The organism is Paenibacillus glycinis, assembly GCF_009909185.1.
Classification (GTDB): Bacteria; Bacillota; Bacilli; order Paenibacillales; family Paenibacillaceae; genus Paenibacillus_Z; species Paenibacillus_Z glycinis.
The window spans coordinates 188,975-206,956 of record NZ_JAAAMV010000025.1 but is presented as its reverse complement, the minus strand read 5'-3'; the positions used below and the strand labels follow the sequence as shown (position 1 = coordinate 206,956).

17 protein-coding genes are annotated in these 17,982 nt (G+C 55.6%); 11 read left to right on the top strand and 6 right to left on the bottom strand.

What is annotated here, in order from left to right; all coding sequences use genetic code 11:
* Nucleotides 1-278 precede the first annotated feature (278 nt).
* The 5 genes from GT019_RS25365 (at nucleotide 279) to cuyB (ending at nucleotide 7,281) form a co-directional block, all read left to right on the top strand.
* On the top strand, nucleotides 279-2,531 hold the full coding sequence (locus tag GT019_RS25365; protein ID WP_235949264.1) for a sensor histidine kinase: 2,253 nt from the start codon (nucleotides 279-281) through the stop codon (nucleotides 2,529-2,531).
* Between the two features lie 288 nt (nucleotides 2,532-2,819).
* Nucleotides 2,820-3,515 carry a 23S rRNA pseudouridine(2604) synthase RluF gene (rluF, locus tag GT019_RS25360; protein WP_161746231.1) on the top strand — a complete coding sequence of 232 codons (696 nt, stop codon included), beginning with the start codon at nucleotides 2,820-2,822 and terminating at the stop codon, nucleotides 3,513-3,515.
* 248 nt (nucleotides 3,516-3,763) lie between these two features.
* Entirely contained in the window at nucleotides 3,764-4,948 is a 1,185-nt protein-coding gene (locus GT019_RS25355) for a carboxylate--amine ligase (RefSeq protein WP_161746230.1), read from the top strand.
* Nucleotides 4,949-5,008: 60 nt separating this feature from the next.
* Nucleotides 5,009-6,508, top strand: coding sequence for a Mur ligase family protein (locus tag GT019_RS25350; RefSeq protein ID WP_161746229.1), 1,500 nt, complete (start codon nucleotides 5,009-5,011; stop codon nucleotides 6,506-6,508).
* A 71-nt stretch (nucleotides 6,509-6,579) separates the two neighbouring features.
* Complete coding sequence (cuyB, locus tag GT019_RS25345; RefSeq protein WP_161746228.1) at nucleotides 6,580-7,281, top strand: cysteate racemase; 702 nt, start codon at nucleotides 6,580-6,582, stop codon at nucleotides 7,279-7,281.
* Between the two features lie 100 nt (nucleotides 7,282-7,381).
* On the opposite strand, the gene motB is transcribed toward cuyB, so the two are convergent.
* Nucleotides 7,382-8,263, bottom strand: a complete 882-nt coding sequence (motB, locus tag GT019_RS25340) for a flagellar motor protein MotB (RefSeq protein WP_161746227.1) — start codon at nucleotides 8,261-8,263, stop codon at nucleotides 7,382-7,384.
* Nucleotides 8,247-9,047 (bottom strand): flagellar motor stator protein MotA, encoded by an 801-nt coding sequence (gene motA, locus GT019_RS25335; protein WP_161746226.1) that lies wholly within the window; start codon nucleotides 9,045-9,047, stop codon nucleotides 8,247-8,249. Before motA ends, motB begins: the two co-directional genes overlap by 17 nt.
* 315 nt (nucleotides 9,048-9,362) lie before the next feature.
* Between motA and GT019_RS25330 the strand changes: the two genes are divergently transcribed.
* From GT019_RS25330 to GT019_RS25320, 3 genes are all read left to right on the top strand, one after another.
* On the top strand, nucleotides 9,363-9,656 hold the full coding sequence (locus tag GT019_RS25330) for a hypothetical protein (RefSeq protein ID WP_161746225.1): 294 nt from the start codon (nucleotides 9,363-9,365) through the stop codon (nucleotides 9,654-9,656).
* Between the two features lie 21 nt (nucleotides 9,657-9,677).
* The gene (locus GT019_RS25325; RefSeq protein ID WP_161746224.1) at nucleotides 9,678-9,992 is read left to right on the top strand and encodes a 4a-hydroxytetrahydrobiopterin dehydratase; all 315 of its coding nucleotides are present in this window, start codon (nucleotides 9,678-9,680) and stop codon (nucleotides 9,990-9,992) included.
* A gap of 127 nt (nucleotides 9,993-10,119) precedes the next feature.
* Entirely contained in the window at nucleotides 10,120-11,343 is a 1,224-nt protein-coding gene (locus tag GT019_RS25320) for an EAL domain-containing protein (RefSeq protein WP_161746223.1), read from the top strand.
* Between the two features lie 100 nt (nucleotides 11,344-11,443).
* Here GT019_RS25320 and GT019_RS25315 read toward each other — a convergent pair whose 3' ends face one another.
* From GT019_RS25315 to GT019_RS25305, 3 genes are all read right to left on the bottom strand, one after another.
* Nucleotides 11,444-11,647: a DUF378 domain-containing protein gene (locus GT019_RS25315; protein WP_161746222.1), complete on the bottom strand. Its 204-nt coding sequence runs from the start codon at nucleotides 11,645-11,647 to the stop codon at nucleotides 11,444-11,446.
* Between the two features lie 116 nt (nucleotides 11,648-11,763).
* A complete protein-coding gene (locus GT019_RS25310; RefSeq protein ID WP_161746221.1) occupies nucleotides 11,764-12,270 on the bottom strand; it encodes a GNAT family N-acetyltransferase in 507 nt (168 codons plus the stop codon).
* Nucleotides 12,271-12,447: 177 nt separating this feature from the next.
* Nucleotides 12,448-13,311 carry a hypothetical protein gene (locus tag GT019_RS25305; RefSeq protein WP_161746220.1) on the bottom strand — a complete coding sequence of 288 codons (864 nt, stop codon included), beginning with the start codon at nucleotides 13,309-13,311 and terminating at the stop codon, nucleotides 12,448-12,450.
* Between the two features lie 311 nt (nucleotides 13,312-13,622).
* On the opposite strand from GT019_RS25305, the gene GT019_RS25300 reads away from it, so the two are divergent.
* Together GT019_RS25300 and GT019_RS25295 are read left to right on the top strand one after the other, a co-directional pair.
* Nucleotides 13,623-14,012: a hypothetical protein gene (locus GT019_RS25300; RefSeq protein WP_161746219.1), complete on the top strand. Its 390-nt coding sequence runs from the start codon at nucleotides 13,623-13,625 to the stop codon at nucleotides 14,010-14,012.
* Nucleotides 14,013-14,155: 143 nt separating this feature from the next.
* Nucleotides 14,156-14,995, top strand: a complete 840-nt coding sequence (locus GT019_RS25295) for a sulfurtransferase (protein ID WP_161746218.1) — start codon at nucleotides 14,156-14,158, stop codon at nucleotides 14,993-14,995.
* A 499-nt stretch (nucleotides 14,996-15,494) separates the two neighbouring features.
* Here the strand turns inward: GT019_RS25295 and GT019_RS25290 are convergent, their stop codons facing one another.
* Nucleotides 15,495-16,202 carry an ATP-grasp domain-containing protein gene (locus GT019_RS25290; RefSeq protein WP_161746217.1) on the bottom strand — a complete coding sequence of 236 codons (708 nt, stop codon included), beginning with the start codon at nucleotides 16,200-16,202 and terminating at the stop codon, nucleotides 15,495-15,497.
* 741 nt (nucleotides 16,203-16,943) lie between these two features.
* On the opposite strand from GT019_RS25290, the gene GT019_RS25285 reads away from it, so the two are divergent.
* Complete coding sequence (locus tag GT019_RS25285; RefSeq protein ID WP_161746216.1) at nucleotides 16,944-17,981, top strand: alpha/beta hydrolase; 1,038 nt, start codon at nucleotides 16,944-16,946, stop codon at nucleotides 17,979-17,981.
* The last annotated feature ends 1 nt before the right edge of the window (nucleotide 17,982 follow it).

The window sequence follows — 17,982 nt, the reverse complement described above, 5'->3', positions numbered from 1 at the left end:
AATATTCGTTGTTAACAGCGTGTGGACAGAAATGTGGATAACATAGGATTACTCACAGATTTGCTCACAAATTATCCAATATGCCTGTTAATATCGACAAAACCTGTGGATAACATATTGAACGCCACTCTAATCCGCAAACGGTCCACATCCATATTCACGGAAATCGCACCCGTCCGTGAGCATGAAAACCGCGCAGGGAGTAGCTTTCATTTTTTTACAATTATGTTATGATCCAAATAGGATGTCCACAAGCATGAAAAAGGGTGTGTCGCATATTGTCGGTCAAGATTAAGCTGTCACTTATGATATCGCTGATCGTATTCGTCCTGCTCTTGCTCAATGTCATTTTGAACGAATATTCGACGAGGGTCAATCTGAGATCGGATGTCGAGATGAGCATGACGTCGATCACGAGGCAGATTGCGGCGGACGTGCTGCAGAACACGGGCGAGAACGAGTTCGTACAGTCCGTGCTGATCGACAAGCTGAAGATGGCTTCCTATTCCGCGTCGGATCAACTGCCCCGCAACGTCGCCGAGATCACGAGCGAGCAGCTTGAACAGGTCGCCGACCATATCGGCGTCTCCCGATTGTCCGTGATGAAGAAGATCGGCACCAACTACTCCATCGTGCTGTCCACGGAACCCAAGGAAGTCGGCATGGTGAGCACGACCTGGACCAAACGCCAACTGATCGTGCGGGACGAAGAGGACAAGAATTATCAGTTCTGGGTCGGGCCGGACGCGCGCTCGAACAACGGAAACGCCGTATTGCTCGGCCAGGAAACGTTCTACACGGACAGCGATCACGACTATATTATCCGCTGTTACCTGGAAAGCGACCGGCTGAGCGATTATCAGAAGATGGCGCACTCGACCGCTTTTCTCGACGACATGAAGGCCGGCAATCCGACCATTCTTGAAATTACCGGCTTCAACCCGAACGTATTCAACGCCGATTCCGCGATTCGCATCCCGTCCATCATCAGCAGCAAAGAGCTCGCGGAGCTTCCGATTCCGTTCGGCACGTACGAGTACCGCAGCACCGCCGCGGACGTAAACGACGTTCATACGGCGCTGAAGGGCAAGCAGGTGTTTCGCTATACGACCATACATAATCGCGATGTCATCAAAAGCTTCATCCTCATCCAGCAGCCGAAGCCGTACGTGATCGGACTCGTGCTGGACAAGAAACCGCTTATGCGGCTGATGGACGAGCAGCGGACCAATCAGCTATACATATCGGCGGTGCTGCTGTGCATCGTCATTATCTGCAGCTACTGGCTCTCCAAAATATTGCTGCGCCCCGTTCGCGCGATTCTATGGAAAGTCAACGAGGTATCGGTCGGACGCTTCGACAGCTCGATCGAAGTGAAGCGCAAGGACGAGCTCGGGCAGCTGGCGCAGCGCGTGAACGCGATGTCCAAAAATCTGGGCATCTACATGGCGAAGCTGAAGACGGCGTTCGAAGAGAACCGCACGATGAAGGAGTATTTGGAATCCTTCATTAATCAGACGACCGACGCCATACACGTCGTCGATCTGGATGGCCGCATCACGCAGGTGAACCGGGCGTTCGAGCAATTGTTCGGGTATTCGACGGAGGAGTCGATCGGCCGGTTGCTCTCGCTCGTGCCGGATCATCTGCGGGACGAGGAGCGACAGACCCTCGACCTGCTGAAGTCCGGCAAGCCGCTGACCGCCCGGGAGACGACCCGCATCACGAAGAGCGGCGAGTGGATCTCCGTCAGCGTCACGACGTCGCCGATCCGCGACAGGCACGGCAACATCCACGCCATCGCCAGCATCACGCGGGACATGACGAGCCGCAACAAGATGGAGGAGCTGCTGCGCCGTTCCGAGAAGCTGACGACCGTCGGGCAGCTGGCAGCCGGCGTCGCGCACGAGATTCGCAACCCGCTTACCACGCTGCGCGGGTTCCTGCAGCTCCAGCTGGAGACGGCGAAGCTGAACACGCGGCACGTGGACATCATGCTGTCGGAGCTTGACCGCATCAATCTGATCGTCGGCGAGTTCTTGATCTTGGCCAAGCCGCAGGCCACCCGGTTCGAGGTGAAGGACATTCGCTTTACGCTCGGCGACGTCATCTCGCTGCTCGACAGTCAGGCGCATCTGTGCAACGTCATGTTCGTGACCGACTTCGGCTACGAGGAATGCCGGATCTCCTGCGAGGAGAACCAGCTGAAGCAAGTGTTCATCAACGTGCTGAAGAACGCGATGGAAGCCATGCCGCAGGGCGGGGAGATCACGATCGCGATCCGCCATCACGAGCGGCAGCTATGCGTCTCCATCGCGGATCAGGGCATCGGCATTCCGGAGGAGAAGATCGCGAAGCTCGGCGATCCGTTCTATACGGACAAGGATGCCGGCACCGGCCTTGGCATCATGGTCAGCCAGCGCATCATTCAGAGCCATCAGGGCACCTTTGAAATCAAGAGCAAGGTCGGCGTCGGCACGACCGTGATGATTACGCTGCCGCTGTACAGGGACGACAATTCGGCGGCCTAGCAAGCAGGGATTCGCGGTTTCATGTACAATAACATACAGGAGTGGCAGAGGACATGCCGCGTCGCAGGCCGAGCGCTCCGAAGAGGGCTCCCGGCGGCTGGACATGACCGGCTTGCTGCAGCAGTAGGATCGAGGGATGGAACGAACAACAAGGCGCCGTCGGCACGCATGCGGCGGACGCTTCGGAATATCGCCATACGCCGATCGTCAAAATTTTACGGGAACGCTGCAATGACGGTGAACAGCCGATATTCGTTCAGGGGATCACGTGCGGGGTGAATAAGTCAGTTGAGGATCAACAAGTTTATTAGCGAGACCGGCTTCTGCTCGAGACGGGAGGCCGACAAGCTCGTCGAGCTGGGCAAGGTCACGATTAACGGGATCGTGGCGGAGCTAGGCAGCCAGGCGGAGCTTGGCGACGACGTACGCGTCGAAGGGCAGCCGATCGGCGAACAAAGGCACCACGTCTACATTGCGCTGAACAAGCCGGTCGGCATCACGAGCACCACGGAGGAACAGGTCGCGGGCAATATCGTCGATTTCATCGGCCACGAGGAGCGCATCTTCCCGATCGGCCGGCTCGACAAGGATTCGGAAGGGCTGATCCTGCTGACGAACGACGGCGACATCGTCAACCGGATTTTGCGCGCGGAAGGCAAGCACGAGAAGGAATACATCGTCACGGTCGATCGTCCCGTCACGCCGCGGTTCCTGAAGGCGATGAGCGAAGGCGTCCGCATACTCGGCTCGATGACCTTGCCCTGCAAGGTGGAGAAGGAGTCGGACCGCGTCTTCCGGATCACGCTGACCGAAGGGAAGAACCGCCAGATCCGCCGCATGTGCCAGACGTTCGGTTACAACGTCCGCAAGCTGCGCCGGGTGCGGATCATGAACATTCACCTGGGCCAGCTGGCGAACGGCAAATGGCGGGATCTGACGAAGGGCGAGCTGAGCGAGCTGTTCGAGCTGCTGGATTACCGCTGAGCGCTCGCGGCGCTTTCCCGGGAAATAACGACAAAACCAACATCGGTTCGACGCGAACGTCGGGCGGTGTTGGTTTTTTTGCCGTAAGCGAAATCTATGAAAGCGCGCAGCCGTGCGGCAGAGGAGCGGCGGCGACGGCCGTTTCATCTTGCCATCCTATAAAACATGAAGTAAAATTATAAAGGATTGTCCCAACTTTGCATAGAGGTTTTACAAAAAATATTGTCCAGCGGGATGTGCGATCGTTCATGAGCAGCAAGGCCGTCATATTAGGTTGCAATTATTATATCGGATTGAGCACGATTCGTTGTCTGGGCATCCACGGCATACATACGGTTGCGGTCGATTATACGGACAAGAACACGTACGCCGTGAAGTCGAAATACTGCTCCGAGCGGCTCGTTTCCCCGCATTATAAGGAAGATCCGCGCGGATTTATCGCGTTTCTCAAAGACTACGCGGCGAAGCAGAGCGAGAAGCCGGTTCTGATTCCCTGCCATGATAACTATGTCGAGATCGTAGACGAATATTTGGACGAGCTGCGGGAGAGCTTCCTGATTCCGCAAACGGAGCAGGGACTCTACACGAAGCTGATGAACAAGGAAACGCTGCAGCGCATCGCGCTGGAGCTCGGCGTGGCCGTACCGGAGACGGTCCGCGTCGGGGAAGACGATTTCTACGCCAAGATCGATGCCGTGATCAAATATCCGTGCATCATCAAGCCATCGGATTCGCCGGCGTTCGTCGCGAAATTCCGCAAAAAGCTGTTCAAGGCGAACAACCGCCAGGAACTGGACGAGGCCATCGCCAAGTCGCACGAAGAGGGTCTCGAGGTCATCGTGCAGCGGATCATCCCGGGCTTCGACGACCACATGTACACGTTCGACGCCTACATGAACCAGGAGAGCAAGGTGACCCATTGGGTGACCTGCCAGAAATTCCGCCAGTATCCGATCAACTTCGGCGCTTCCGTCTATACTGGCCAGCGTTACGTGCCGGAGCTGTATGAGCTGGGCGCGAAATTCTTCGAGGCGGTCGGGTACAAGGGCTTCGCCGAGATCGAATTCAAGAAGGACGCCGAGACCGGCCAATACTACTTGATCGAGATCAACGTGCGCATTACGAACCTGAACAACCTGCTCTACAAGACGGGCATCAACATTCCGTACATCACCTACATGGAGCTGACGGGCACGCCGATGCCGCCGCACGCGGTCACGCGGAACACGGGCCTCGTATTCTGGTATGCGTACGAGGATCTGATGGCGGTTCGGAACTATATCCGCACCGGGCAGTTGACGGTGGGGCAAGTCGTCCGATCCTACTTCAAGCCGAAGGCCCCGGCGATCTGGAGCTGGAGCGATCCGAAGCCGGCCTTCGCCTTCTTCGGCATGATCGCGGGCAAAGCGATGGGCAGATTCACGAGAAGATAGGAAGCGGGCGCGGCACGAGCGTGCCAGAGAGGCCGCGCTTTCGAAGAAAGGATCTGTGCTATGACGAAATTGCAGGATTTGCTGAAAGAAACGACCGTAACCGAAACCTTTCATGCCGGGGATATCGAGATAACCGGCATTTCCTATCATTCGCAGAAGACGGCGCCGGGCGAGCTGTTCGTCTGCATCACGGGCTACAGCACCGACGGGCACAAGTACCTGGGCGACGCCGTGAAGCGCGGCGCGGTTGCGGCGATCGTCGAACGCATCCAGCCCGACATTGCCGTGCCGCAGTACGTCGTGCCGAACAGCCGGATCGCGATGGCGGAGCTGGCGAGCGGCTTCTACGGCCATCCGGCGGACCGGATGACGATGATCGGCATTACCGCCACGAACGGCAAGACGAGCACCACGTACATGACGAACGCGATTCTCGAGCAGCACGGCTTCAAGACCGGCATGATGGGGACGGTCGTGGTCAAAATCGACGACGAACGCATTCCGTCCGAGCTGACGACGCCGGAATCGCTCGATCTGCAATCGTATCTGAAGCAAATGGCCGACCGCGGCGTCACCCACGTCAGCATGGAGGTGTCCTCGGCGGCGCAGGAATCGCACCGCGTCGAGACCGTGGACTACGACATCGTCTGCTTCAACAACCTCAGCCGCGAGCATATCGATTCGCACGGCACGTTCGAGAACTATTTCGCGGCCAAATCGCAGCTGATCCGGCGGGCCGGCGAGGATGCTTTTGCCGTCCTCAACCTGGACGACGAGCATGCGGCATCCCTGGCGACGCAGACGCGCGCGACGGTCGTGACGTTCGGCATGAAGAGCCGCGAAGGCACGCTGCATTGCAAGGACCTCGACCTGTCCACCGGACGGGCGAAATTCACGGTAGAGATCATGAAGCCGTTTCAAGCCGGCGGCATCCAGCATGAACCGGGGGAGTTCCGCGTCGAGCTGCGCATCCCGGGCCTGCATTCCGTCTATAATTCCATGGCGGCCATCGCCATCGGTCTGCTGTGCGGCGTGTCCGTCGCGACGATCCAAGAGACGCTGCGCACGTTCGGCGGCGTGGAGCGCCGGTTCGAATTCATCCACGAGGATGCGTTCACGATCATCGACGATCACTTTGCCAATCCCGGCAACATCGACGTGACGCTGGAGACGCTGCGGTACATGGACTACGAGAACTTCCATCTGGTCTACGCGATCCGCGGCGCCCGCGGGCCGATCATCAACCGCGAGAATGCGGAGTCGATCGTGAAATGGATGAATCTGCTCGAGAAACGCGAGCTGATCGCCACGCGCAGCCGGTCGCATGTGAACCGGCATAATGTCGTGTCCGACGAGGAAGTCGACGTATTCCTGGAGGTCATGAACGCTGCCGGCATCGAAGTGAAATTATACGCGGAGCTGCCCGAAGCCATCGGCGCGTCGCTGGCGCAGGCGAAGCGCGGCGATCTCATCCTGCTCGCCGGCTGCCAAGGGATGGATCCCGGCGCGGCCATCGCCTTGGCGCTGCTGGAGCAGCAGGGCTCGAACGCAGGCGAATAAAGCAGGGTTGGCCGCAGGCGCGCATAGGACGACAAACGAACGATTACTTCACATATAAAGTAGGTTGAGTCATGGAACGTAAACGGTTAGGTGTTCTGGGCGGAATGGGACCGAAAGCAACATCCGTATTCATCGATCAAATTATCGAAAGCACGGTGGCCGACAGGGATCAAGACCATATCGATATGGTGGTTCTGAACCATGCCTCCTTGCCGGATCGGACCCATGTCATATTGGAAAATACCGGCGAGCTGTTCCTGCGGGAGATTGAGAAGGATATCCGCCTGTTGGAATACGCGGAGGTGGCAAACATCGCCATGCCGTGCAACACGGCGCATTACTATATCCAAGAGATGCAGGCGATGACGACGATCCCGATCATCGACATGGTCGAAGAGACGATGCGCGAGATTCGCGATACGTTCGGAAGCGGCGGCAAGGTGGGGATTCTGGCGACGAACGGGACGCTTCGGAGCGGGATCTACAGCGAGTCCGCGCGCAGGTACGGCATGATCCCGCACGAGCCCGTGGCGGACGTGCAGCAGCAGGTCATGAACATTATCTACCGCGATATCAAACGCGGCATAACAAGCGATCCTGCCGAGCTGGAGGGCTTGATCCGCGATATGGTGACGAAGGACGGCTGCAGCTGCGTCATCATCGCCTGCACGGAGCTGTCGATCGTCAAGCTCGGCGACGAGACGAAGAAGGTCAGCATCGACGCGATGGACGTGCTCGTCCGGCGGTCGATCGAGCTGTCGCTGCCGAAGTGAGGCGGGTACATGATCTCCGCGATTCACGGTGCGGAAGCGAATAGAACGACAAACCGCCGGGAGCTGCGCTTCCGGCGGTTTTGTTGTTAGGCGATGCCTTCTATTTCGTGGCCGCATTGGCCGTCGTGCCGGATTTGGTCGCGGCGCCTGCGGCCGGCGTTTTGGCATCTGCCGTCGAAGCGGTCGAGACGCTGACGGATTTCGCGGCGTCCGCGTATTTCCGGATGATGGACACTTCGACGCGGCGGTTCTTGGAGCGCCCGTCCGCCGTGTCGTTGCTTGCGATCGGGCGGTATTCCCCGTATCCGATGTTGCTGAAGTTGCGCGGATTCAGCTGCTTGTTCTCGAGCACGATGTTCATGAAGCGGATGGCCCGCATGGAGCTGAGCTCCCAGTTGGACTCGAACTCGTCGTTGTTGATCGGGACGTTATCGGTATGGCCGGAGACGACGACCTCGTAGTCCGAATACTTGGTCAGCATGTTGGAGATCTCGATGGCCAGCTTGCGCGATTCGGGCTTGACCTTGGCGCTGCCCGGCGCGAATAGCGAGCTGTCGCTGATCGTGATCGTCAGCTGCGATTGGTTGAGCTTCGTATCCAACTGCGTGGTCAGGCCGTTCGATTGGATATATTTGTCGACCTGCTGCTTCAGCTTCTCGAGGTCCTGCTGCTCCTTCTGCTGCAGCGCCTGGCGTTCTTCCTCCGACATGTCCTTGGTGTCTTCATGGCGCTTCGGATCCTGGGTCGACTCGAATTGGTTGGCCTGGGAGATGACCGAGGATTGCTCGAGCACGCCGATGCCGCTGCTGAAGGCGATATTGAAGGCTTTGCTCATGTCTTGGAACTTCTTCGAATCGGTGGAGCTCATGGCATAGAGCACGATGAACAGAGCGAGCAGCAGCGTCAGCAAGTCGGCATACGGGATCAGCCAGGTTTCGTCGGCATGCTCCTCGTGATGCTCTTTTTTATGCTTTTTGCTCAATCGCTTCCGCTCCCTTCTGATTCATCTTGAAGCGCTCGGTCGGCGTCAGGAAGACGGACAGCTTCTGATTGATCGCGATCGTGGACACGCCGGATTGGATGGACAGCAGGCCTTCCACCATCATGAGGCGGAGCTCGACTTCATTCTTGGAGAGGCGCTTCAGCTTATTGGCGATCGGGTGCCACAATACATAGCCGGTGAATATACCTAGAAGAGTAGCGACGAACGCGGCCGCGATCGCGTGGGCCAGCTTGCCCATGTCGCTCATATCGGCGAGCGCGGCGATCAGGCCGATAACGGCCCCGAGCACCCCGAGCGTCGGCGCGTACATGCCGGCTTGCGAGAAGATCAGCGCGCCCGCGCGATGGCGTTCTTCCGTCGCCGCGATGTCCTCGAGGAGAACGTCGCGGACGAGGTCCTGGTCATTGCCGTCTATGATCATCCGCATGCCGTTGCGGAGGAACAAGTCTTCGATCTCGTCGACTTTCGATTCCAGTGCGAGCAAACCTTCGCGGCGCGTGATCGTTGCCCATTCCATGAAGAGGGAGATGACCTCTTCGCGCGGGAGCAGCTTTTGCTCGACGAAGATCATTTTCATGAGCTTCGGAAATTTTTTCAGCTCTTTCAGCGGGAAACCAATGAATAACGAGGCCGCCGTTCCGACGATAATGATGGTAAAAGCTGCCGGGTTAAGCAGGTTTTCGATGGGCGCACCCTTGAGCGTCATCCCGAGCAGAACGGCGATAAGTCCGAGTACGATACCGATAATTGTAGATTTTTCCATGACACACCTCGTCTAAGTTTAAGAGTAGAGACTATGATGAACCGGCAATCGCCGCTCAAGTCTGGGGGCATGATGCTTGTAGGGACGCTGAATGCCGCACGTTCTAACGAACGCGCAAACCAATCAGCTTTTAGCTGAATGCTGCATGTCCAACCTCACGGTTGTACGCGCAAACCATTCATCTTTCTCTACTTTATATCGTCAGATTCAATCTTTAGATTAGAGCAAAATGGATGTTTTAGGAGTTTTCGTCCCAATTCGTGTAGAATAGGGAGTAAGCGGCTGGAAATACAAGCGGAAAGGCAGGCAGCGATAATGGGCGTAAAGCATGCGAGAGAGTATGAGGATATATTGGTGGAATTGAAGGATGCCATGCATTCGATCGGGGACGGATACACGTTCTTCGAGATGGAGACGACGGAGTGGGAAGAGCTGGGCGAGACGGAGCGGCTGGAGCTGATGGAGGCGCTGGCGGACGACGTGTTCTATGCCCTCGGGGAAGATCCGGTCATCCATGTCGGCCAAGGCGTGGTCACTTACCGGCCCAAGCATCATATCATCGAAGTGTCCGTGGATGAGAAGGAAAGCCGGATCATCCGCTTAATCTGAGGCAAGGGAAGGGGATCCGGAATGGCGAAGCTGGAGAAGCTGACGGCCGAAGCCGCGGATGCCGCCGTCGCCGCGCTGGAAGGCTGGACGCGTCAGGACGAGAAATGGATCTCCGGCAGCTATCGATTTGGCAGCTTTCCAGCCGCCATCGCCTTCGTCGGGCAGATTGCCGAGATCGCGGAGGAGCTGGATCATCATCCGTTCATCGGCATCGATTACAAGAAAGTGACGCTGCGGCTCACGACTTGGCATGCCGGCGGGTTGACGGCGCTGGATATGGCGTCTGCGCAGCGCTATAACGAAGCTTACAAGGCGTCGATTGCCGGGCAGCGGTGATCGGCGTTTTTTTGCGTGCGAAGTAGGCGGGAGATCGGACTTTACAAGGCTTCGCGGCTATTTTACAATAGGGGAAATCAATCAATGTGAGAAAATATGACATAAATCGAGTCGAGGAGCCACGGCGATGAGGAATGCAGACGACATGCGGCAGGATATGGCGAAAGGGCTCGTGCCGTATTACCAGCCGATTCTGGCGCTCGACACGAGACGCATCATGGGGTACGAGGCGCTGGGACGCGTCCGTACCGAGGCCGGCGTGCGCAGCATCGGGCCGTTCTTCGCCGACAAGTCGGTGCCGATGGCGGAGCAGATCCAGGTGGACCGGCAGCTTCGGGAGATGGCCTTTGCCAAATTCGCCGCAGCCGGACCGGACGAGGGCAGGCTGTTCATCAATTTGAAGCCTTCGTGGATCTACCAGACCTTCGCGATGACCGGCGAGCTGCCGACGCTTCGTCTCCTCGACAAATACGATATCGATCCGCGGCGGGTCGTGATCGAGGTCACGGAGGAGTCGTTCCTTGATCCCATGGAGCAGCTGCGCTCCGTGATCGACCTGTACCGCAACCAAGGCTGCCTGATCGCGATCGACGACGTGGGGAGCGGGTTCAGCAACATGGACCGGATCGCGCAGATCCAGCCGCATATCCTCAAGATCGATATCCACATGCTGAAGCGAAGCGAGAGCCATAGCGGATATTACGGCGTGCTGCGTTCCTTCTCGATGCTGGCGGACCAGATCGGGGCTTCGCTGCTCGTGGAAGGCGTCGAGACGGAACAAGACATGCAGCGGGCGATCGAGATCGGCGCGCGGTATCTGCAGGGGTATCTGTTCGCGCCGGCCGAAGCTGAGTTTCGGGCATCCGGGAGCTTCGCGCCCCTCATCGAGGAGGGGTTGGACCGGCGGCGGACGCGGATGCGGCAGGCGGAGCGCTATTGGAGCAGCGAGGCGGCCAAGCTGCGGCTTGCCGTGGATGCGGCGTGGGAAGCGATGCAGGGGGAGCGGGGGAGCGATACGTTCATCGAACGGCTGCTGCCGGGTCTGACGGATACGTCCTGCATCCGAATCTATATGTGCAGCTACGACGGCATTCAGATCAGCTCGAATTACCAGCGCGCGAGCGGGGAAGGAGATGCGTGGCTGCGGCAGCCGGCGTTCAAGGGGCTGAACTGGAGCTGGCGGCCGTACTTTATCCCGATCTCCGTCGAGCTGGTAGGGCGCCCGCGCGCCATGGTCTCGCAGGCGTATACGGACTTGGATTCATTCGACCGGATTCGCACGATCTCGGTGCCGGTAGGCGGGAGCTACATCTTGTTTCTCGATGCCGCCGACATGGACGGCGAACGGTAGGGGCGAGGAGGAACGACAAAAGCCCGCGCGTCGCGCACGGATGCGCAAAGCGGCGGGCTCGGCTTAGGAATGCCGTGTGCATGACAGCGACGTGCGGCTTCTACTCGTCCGCGGCAACCTTCGAGAAGAACGACAGGCTGTAGAGCGCTGCCAACCCGACAATGATATACACGATCTTGGCTCCGACGGAATCCGACCCATCAAAAATCTCCGAAACGACATCATACTCAAAAAGCCCCACAATAAGCCAGTTCAACCCGCCGAGAATGAGAATGATCAAGCTGATGATGTTCAAAACTTTCATTGGACCGCCTCCTTGTTGTCGTAACGCGTGACACTATTACGGATATGCGGCGGCATCGGAAATTAGCACGTTTTGAATTTGTAAATGAAAGCGTTTACCTAAGCGGCGATTGGCCGTTATTGCGCCTCGCCCGGCAAATAGCACATGCAATAAACGTCGACCAGCCCCGTATGGGTCTGCTTCGCGTAGGTATCGGTGATGACAAAACCCGCCCGCTGGTAAGTGCGGATCGCGCGGACGTTCCAGGTATGCACCTCGAGATCGATCTCGTCTCCCGGCGCCCTACGGAGCGCCTCCGCCACGATCGCCAGCACGAAAGGGACGCCTAGCCCCAGATTGCACAGATCGGGCCGCAGGCCCAGTCCGATTCGCGTCAGTCCGAGCAGCGGAAAGAACTGCGCGAACCCGATGAAGTCGCCGTCCGCGTCCGTCACGGCGGCATACTGCCGATTGCGGATGTCGGGGTCGCCGAACTCGATGCCCAGCTCCAGCATGACCTGCCAGGTGGTCCAGTTGTAGAAATCGAAAGGCGGTTCGTACCGCCAGGAGGAGAGCTGCTCGGCAAGCTGCTCGGACAGCGGGACGACATTGAAGCGCGGCGGAAACGGGTGCGGATTGGACATGGCTGTGGACTCCTCGGTGGAAGATGGGTCGTCATGATGCACGATCGCATGCGATCTGGTACTTTCATACTAACAAATCCGGAGGAGCGGGAAAAGCGGGGGAGTGGCGCGAGCGCATAAAAAAGATGCCCGCCGGAAGCGGGCACCTGGGAACTGCGGATCGGACGCGGGATTCGACTAGTAACGGTCCATGATCAGCTGCGTCTTCAGCGAATCCTGCGCAAGGAACCAGCCTTTGCTTTGCAGAAAGGTGATCAGCTGGTCATGCTTGGTGGATGCGGTCGTCGCGCTGTCGGTCTTGAACGAAGCCTCGACGACATAATCCGTGCCGCTGCCCGAAGCTTTCTTGATCGGCCATACTTCGATGTACAGCTCCATGCCGCTCCACGTGCCGATGGAACGTTTGGCCAGGATCGGGCCGTAATAACGGGAGTCGTCGAGCTTGTCCGTGCCCCAGTCGTCGTTCAGCCAGTCGTTGAATTTATCCGGCGCGTCGTTGATCATCAGGCTGCGGGCGTCGCCGATCGACGGGAGTTCCATGCCGTCGTAGCCCTTCTTGCTGCCGCTCTTCTCGCGGGTGATACTGAGCGTCTTGTTCTGGTAGCCCCATTCCACTTGCGCCTCGTAGCCGTCGTCGCCGGAGTCGAACCCGTCGTTGTTGGCTTGCGTCAGCGCGGCGTTGATGTCGTTGTTCGTGATCGCGTAGCGTTTCTTGTAGTCCAGTTCAAAATCGTCTTCGCCCTCCATCTTGCGGATGCGCGGGCTCCAGCCGTTGCTGTAGATATCCTCGTCGTCCGTGTCGAGGAAAGCGACGTTCATCTTGGTGACCGTGGTCGGCATCGAGAACGCGTTCAGGACGGCGCTGGTCAGCTTGAAATCCGAGCCGAGCACGACGCTGGGGTTCATGAGCAGCTTGACCTCGTAGTCGGGAACCATGTTGCCTGCCGCATGTGCCGGGGCCGGCGCGACGCCGGCTTCCGTGACGAGCGTAGCGCCCAGGGCGATCATGACGGCGGTCGTGCCTAACAAACGTTTGAACATAAATTCATCTCCTTCGATCGAATGGCGGACGTGCTAGGTCCGATTAGATCGTAGGGCAGTTTTGTTAACGGATCATCTATGGAATATTCAGGAATTGTAAACGCTGTAGCGGCGCGGGCTCGCGGTCCTCGGAATGAGGTGATGTGCGGGTTTGAAGGCGAGATCGATCGGCAGCGCGGGGATTGGCGGCGTACCGCGGGAGGACGGTAATGAGTAAAGTGGAACGGACATCGAACATTTCGCGCGGTGCCGTTATACTGGTAGGGGAAGTCGGAAGTCATTGAAGCAGAGGAGCCAAGGAGGGAATTAGGATGAGGGCATCCACGGACTTGAGCTTTGCGGGACATCGCGGCGTGACCTACACGATTACGACGCAAGGGGCAACGTATGCGAACGAGGCCATCGAAGCGTCGCTGATTCGCGAGCTGATTGGAGGCTTCGAGCTCGATCCGAATGATTTTATCGTCATCGATCCGAGCGTTCTGATCGAGGGGAGCAGCTATATGCAGGCCGTCCCTTCGGGGGACGCGGAGAATGGCATCGCCGTCGAGCTGCGGCTGGATCACCCTGACGGATCGTTCAAGCATTACAGCTATTCGACAGGGGATGTGGAAGAGGTCATGACCATGTTCCTGGCGTACTGGGGCTTGCAGAAGCTGCCCGACTGGACAGGCTGGCGGGATATTACGGATCAATTCTGACGGGATGACGGATAGGCCGATGGCAATCGGATGAAGAAGTTTAAGCCGGGCGTAAGGGCGTTAGGCGCTCCCGATTTCTCCGGCTGGGCATTTTCCGTTATAATAGAACGCATGAAATGAAGAATGGAAGGCGGAATCAACAAATGAACAATATCGTATCACTCAAATGGCTGCTCGCCCGCATGTATGAATCGGACATCGTCATCGTCGACTGCCGGTTCCAGCTCGGCAAGCCGGTATCCGGCCGCGAGGCGTACGAGGCTTCGCATATCCCCGGAGCCGTGTATCTGGATCTGGAAAAGGACCTGTCCGCGCCGATCGAGGAGCATGGCGGACGCCACCCGCTGCCGGACATCGCGCAGCTGACGGGCACGTTCAGCCGCGTCGGCATCGGCAACGAGACGCGCGTCGTCGCGTACGACGACCAGGGCGGCGCGATGGCTTCGCGCCTGTGGTGGCTGCTGAAGTACCTCGGCCACGAAGCGGTCTATGTGCTGGACGAGGGGTACACGGCCTGGGTCAATGCCGGGTTCCCGGTGAACGCGGATCAGCGGGTGCTCATCCCGGCGCCGTTCTTCGCGACGGTGCAGCACAACCTGCTCGTGGAGATGGACGAAGTGAGAGAGAAGCTGGGCCGCGACGACGTGACCTTGATCGACTCGCGCGAAGCGCCGCGCTATCGCGGCGAGGTCGAGCCGCTCGACCGCGTGGCCGGGCATATCCCGGGGGCGCTGAACCGCTTCTGGGCCGAGGGCCGCGGCGCGGACGGCAAGTGGAAGAGCGCGGACGAGCAGGCGGCGCGGTTCGACGGGCTGGACAAGGAACGCGAGACGATCGTGTATTGCGGGTCGGGCGTGACGGCTTGCCCGAACGTGCTGGCATTGCGGGAAGCGGGATTTGATAATGTGCGGTTGTATGCGGGGAGTTGGAGTGACTGGATAAGTTATGGGGAGAATGTGGTGGCTGTGGGGGAAGAAGAATAACGGAAGACGGATAGCAGTAATTAAACAATAAATACATCGCCACGTGGCTCATAACACGCTGGCGGTGTTTTTTTATCTCCAAAGCCAACATGGAGTCCACAATCAGTCTCTAAAAATACTTACAGAGGGGGGGAGGACCGAATGTTCGCTTGTATGACTACAATGAAGTTAGTTCTGCAATTGGAGTGATTGGATTTCGTATGAGGAGAATCCGATTGCTACGGGCGACGAAAATAAGGCATAGCAGTATAAAGATCGTGAATACATCGCCATGTGGCTTACACGCCCAGGCGATGTATTTTTCTTTGCTCGGAGTCAACAAGGAATCAACAAGCGGTTCCTGAAAGTAATTACAGAACGTCTTGAACCGAACGCACGATCGTATCCATCGGAATGAATGCTCTATACAGATAAATAAAGGGCTGGGTCCGGCTTTTATCGAAACCTTTCTCAATTGCGCTTTGTCCGTGATCGTTAATGATGGCTTAATATCAATTAACTAACGAGACAATAAGAAGTTATTTATTTCTTTTATAATTTTATCAATATTATGGTTATAAAAACCAGTTCCATTAAAGCAATTGCATTCAATAATTTTATATTCATCATTTACTAATGCAATATCCATTACAAAAATATCATGTGGGGTATATTCTTCAAATCTTTCTTCAATGAATGAAATCAAATCATGAGGAATATCAGTTTCATCAACAGATAATTCTCCGTTCATGACATAACGTGATGCGGATACAACCTTTTCTTTTTGCAAATCATTTTTAAACTCCTTGATATTCATTACGCCACCAGTAAACAATTTCGTATCTTCATTCGGGTGAATAAAGTAATTTCCATCGTCATACTTTGTTGTTTCCATCAGTTCATCTGGTGACAAGATTGCACTATCAAAATTGAGCATGTGCTCTTTCCAATATTGATTATAATTATCCATTTGAAAAGATGATGGATTAAAGAACAATCCCCTTCTCAATTTTTCATTCTTATAGGCATTTAATAGAAGTGTGGTAGAACCATATAAAACAATAATATCCTCATCTTGAATATCTCCTGCAAAAGACATTTCATCAGAAAAAGGAATGATTCTAATTTCTTCTACAATCCCATCATTACTCAATATCGATTCTGTTAATTGCTTTAAAAGATCTTCATTAATCAGATTGTGTTGCAAAATCCATTTAACTTTTTTCATGTTCATCCTCGCTTTAAATATTGGGTTGATAAAACAATCGGAGAGTTTATCAATACCGTAAATGCAATGCTCCACACTTTGCTAAAGTCAACACTACATAAGTGCACAAGAAACGATTCAACAAGAAGCCCACACTCGGCTGCGACGGTTTTTCGCAAAGAGACACCCGAAGGATGACAACATTGTACCTTTACTATTAAGATTTTTTCAGTTACAGACAATACAGAGAACCGTAACATAAGCGAATTCCGCAGCTGGAGTGATTGGATTACGTATGAGGGAAATCCAGTTGCCATGGGAGACGATGAGAAGGCATAAACGTCAATATAGTATTGGATTTGGAGTACATCGCTTTTTGGCGATGTACTTCTTTGTTTTATACCCAGGGCGTCGAAGACAACACGGAGTCAACATGCAGCCCCTGAAACTAATTTCATAAAGCTCCAGAGCACGAGACGTGGAATTCGGATTAAGCATCGCGGACATGCCGAATGGCTTGAGCGAACTCCGAATCAACGTGATGGACGACAACTTATTATTATTTTAATCGAGGTGTGACAAAGTCACGGTTACGCGAATTTCAGTTTGTTATTATTCTACTCAGGAGCTCAAATAAAAAGTAAGGAGAAGGATGAAGGCGAAAGGTGTTGCCGAAACGGAGCGAGATGGACACGGAAATGCACGATTAATCAAATGCTTGGACGCAATACAAAAAATCAAACTAATCAGGAGGTTTTACTCATGAACTTGAAATCCACGATCGTCGCTGCATCCTTGGTTGCCTCGTTTGCGTTACTTAGCTTGAATCTTAGCAGTCCGGTTAACGCCGCCGCTCAAAACGTGGAAAAAGGTACTTCGCTCGTATCGGTACGCGATACCCTCGTCAATCAGTATCACATTGATGCCAGCCGCATTGCATTCAACAAAGGTAACGGTTATGTACAAGTAGACGGTTTCGATATTTTCAAGCCGAAGTCAATCATTAATGGCGCGACCTACGACACCGCGGACACGCTGAAAGCAGTTGGACAAAAAGAATCCATCCAGCATCCGCTGACCTTCGTACTCGTTCACGGCGCTTGGGCCGATAGCAGCTACTTTAACGGAGTGGCCGCGGAACTCCACAAAATGGGGTACACGGTCTATACGCCGGAATATGCAGGGCATGGCGCAAATGCCAGCAAAAACGTGACGCACGAACAAATTACAACCTCCGTCGTTGATTATATCAAGAAGAAAAACCTGCATGACATTGTCCTGCTCGGACATAGCTTCGGCGGCACTGTCGTCGAGAAGGTCGCGGAACAAATTCCCGATCGCATCAAACGCTTGGTATTCTTCGATGCTTTCGTCCCGCAAGACGGCGAAAGCATGGTGGATCAGTTCCCTGCGCCCATTCAAGATCTGTTCAATCAGCTGAGAAGCGCGTCAACGGACGATACGATTGCTCTTCCATTTACGATCTTTCGGGACACGTTAGCCAACACGGCTTCGCTTGACGTAGCCAAAGCTATCTATAGTCAAGCATCGCCTGAGCCGGCAGGTCCGTTATTCGAGAAATTGGATCTTAAAAAGTTCTACAGTCTCGATATTCCTAAAAGCTTCCTTTACCTCGATGAAGATACGGCTCTGCCTCAAGGTCCGCTAGGCTGGCATCCAACGCAATCAAGCCGTCTGGGAGTCTATCGTTTCATCGAAGGCACGGGAGATCACATCAGCACAGCAATTACGCAGCCGGGAATGATTGCCGAGAAAATTGTTGAAGCCGGCAGAGATTAAT

Excerpts from the sequence above, each read along its gene's own strand:
- motA (WP_161746226.1), bottom strand. The coding sequence starts at position 9,047 with ATGGAAAAATCTACAATTATCGGTATCGTACTCGGACTTATCGCCGTT.
- GT019_RS25285 (WP_161746216.1), top strand. The coding sequence starts at position 16,944 with ATGAACTTGAAATCCACGATCGTCGCTGCATCCTTGGTTGCCTCGTTT.
- GT019_RS25310 (WP_161746221.1), bottom strand. The coding sequence starts at position 12,270 with ATGTCCAATCCGCACCCGTTTCCGCCGCGCTTCAATGTCGTCCCGCTG.
- GT019_RS25315 (WP_161746222.1), bottom strand. The coding sequence starts at position 11,647 with ATGAAAGTTTTGAACATCATCAGCTTGATCATTCTCATTCTCGGCGGG.
- GT019_RS25295 (WP_161746218.1), top strand. The coding sequence starts at position 14,156 with ATGAACAATATCGTATCACTCAAATGGCTGCTCGCCCGCATGTATGAA.
- GT019_RS25305 (WP_161746220.1), bottom strand. The coding sequence starts at position 13,311 with ATGTTCAAACGTTTGTTAGGCACGACCGCCGTCATGATCGCCCTGGGC.
- GT019_RS25300 (WP_161746219.1), top strand. The coding sequence starts at position 13,623 with ATGAGGGCATCCACGGACTTGAGCTTTGCGGGACATCGCGGCGTGACC.
- GT019_RS25350 (WP_161746229.1), top strand. The coding sequence starts at position 5,009 with ATGACGAAATTGCAGGATTTGCTGAAAGAAACGACCGTAACCGAAACC.
- GT019_RS25330 (WP_161746225.1), top strand. The coding sequence starts at position 9,363 with ATGGGCGTAAAGCATGCGAGAGAGTATGAGGATATATTGGTGGAATTG.
- GT019_RS25325 (WP_161746224.1), top strand. The coding sequence starts at position 9,678 with ATGGCGAAGCTGGAGAAGCTGACGGCCGAAGCCGCGGATGCCGCCGTC.
- cuyB (WP_161746228.1), top strand. The coding sequence starts at position 6,580 with ATGGAACGTAAACGGTTAGGTGTTCTGGGCGGAATGGGACCGAAAGCA.
- GT019_RS25320 (WP_161746223.1), top strand. The coding sequence starts at position 10,120 with ATGAGGAATGCAGACGACATGCGGCAGGATATGGCGAAAGGGCTCGTG.
- GT019_RS25290 (WP_161746217.1), bottom strand. The coding sequence starts at position 16,202 with ATGAAAAAAGTTAAATGGATTTTGCAACACAATCTGATTAATGAAGAT.
- GT019_RS25355 (WP_161746230.1), top strand. The coding sequence starts at position 3,764 with ATGAGCAGCAAGGCCGTCATATTAGGTTGCAATTATTATATCGGATTG.